We start from the raw sequence: 1,342 nt of genomic DNA on the forward strand, positions 1-1,342 counted from the left end.
TTACAACGATGCCGACGAAGAGGATGAAGTGGAAGCTCCCGTTCGTCGTCGCGCCCCGGCCCGTCGCACGACGAAGGCTGCAAGCACGAAGCGCGCTGCCAAGCGGCCGCAATACGTGAACATGGCCTCGAACCACAGCAAGCGCAAAACCTCCAAGAAGGCAGCGACGACGCGTAGCACGCGCAGTCACTGATCGATCGGATGATCGAGATCCTGCCGGCGCCCGATCATGTGGTGGCGATGCGCGTCTCCGGTACCCTCACCGGAGACGACATCGAGCGTGTCACGCTCGTGCTGGAGGCGGCGCTTTCCCGCCATCAGCACATCGCCCTCTATGCCGACATGGTCGATTTCGCCGATATGACGGCGGAAGCGCTTCTCAAGGATCTTCGCTACGGCATCAGCAAGATCGGACAATGGAGCCGGTTCGGCCGCGCCGCCGTCGTCTCCGACCGGGAATGGCTCCGCGCCATTGCCCGGTTGGAGAATCACGTCATTCCCGGGATCGACATTCGCGCCTTCGGCAAGAACGAACGCGAGGCGGCTCTCGCGTGGGCCTCCGGAGAACCTGTGCCTCAGCACTCGAAAGCGCCTGCTTCCGCTGACACGAGCGATCCAGGCGAAGTTTGATCGTCATGACGCAGGCTCACGCCCCGCCGCCCATGCCTTTGGGGCGTCCTCGTTTGAGCCGCTTGTTCACTTTGCCGGCCGAAAACGGTCGCCTTCCCGGAAAAGCGTTGCTAGAGCAATGTCCGAAGGACGAAGGGCAGAGCCAGTGACGGAGACAGAAGCCACAAATGCCTTGATCGCGCTTTTCGAGCGCGAGGGCTACGCGCGCGTCGAGCCTCCGGTGCTACAGCCCGCGGATACGTTCATCGACCTCTCCGGCGAGGACATCCGCCGTCGGATGTTCGTCACCCAGGACACGACGGGCCGGGAGCTTTGCCTGCGACCCGAATACACCATTCCGGTCTGCCTCCAGCATCTGAGCGAGCACGGCGCCACGCCGCGCGGATACGGCTATGGCGGCCCCGTCTTCCGGATGCGGCCGAACGAAACCGGTGAGTTTCTGCAGGCCGGCATCGAATCGATCGGACGTCGGGACACAACCGGCGCGGACGCCGAGGTGCTCGGTCTCGCCTTGGACGGCTTGGCGCAACTTCAAGTCGGCGATTACCGTGTCCGCCTCGGCGACATGGGGCTGCTCAACGACCTGATCGATGCGCTCGGTGTGTCGCCCGCCGCCAAACGGAGGGTGATCCGCGCCATCGTGTCCGGCCGCGGTCTCGAAGGCTTGAGCGAGCCGGAGGGACAGGCCCAGGCGGAATATGCGGGACTACTC

General features: G+C 64.3%; 3 protein-coding genes. All 3 read left to right on the forward strand.

The genetic code is table 11. From position 1 onward, the window contains the following. Positions 1-193 (forward strand): hypothetical protein (locus tag AC1DT3_RS21385; RefSeq protein ID WP_477467194.1); only part of this gene is annotated, 193 nt, incomplete at its 5' end. Positions 194-201: 8 nt separating this feature from the next. Next, the gene (locus AC1DT3_RS21390; protein WP_477467195.1) at positions 202-630 is read left to right on the forward strand and encodes a SpoIIAA family protein; all 429 of its coding nucleotides are present in this window, start codon (positions 202-204) and stop codon (positions 628-630) included. 145 nt (positions 631-775) lie between these two features. Further along, positions 776-1,342 (forward strand): ATP phosphoribosyltransferase regulatory subunit (locus tag AC1DT3_RS21395; protein WP_477467196.1); only part of this gene is annotated, 567 nt, incomplete at its 3' end.

The organism is Microvirga sp. P4_G7, from assembly GCF_056401005.1.

Excerpts from the sequence above, each read along its gene's own strand:
- AC1DT3_RS21390 (WP_477467195.1), top strand. The coding sequence starts at position 202 with ATGATCGAGATCCTGCCGGCGCCCGATCATGTGGTGGCGATGCGCGTC.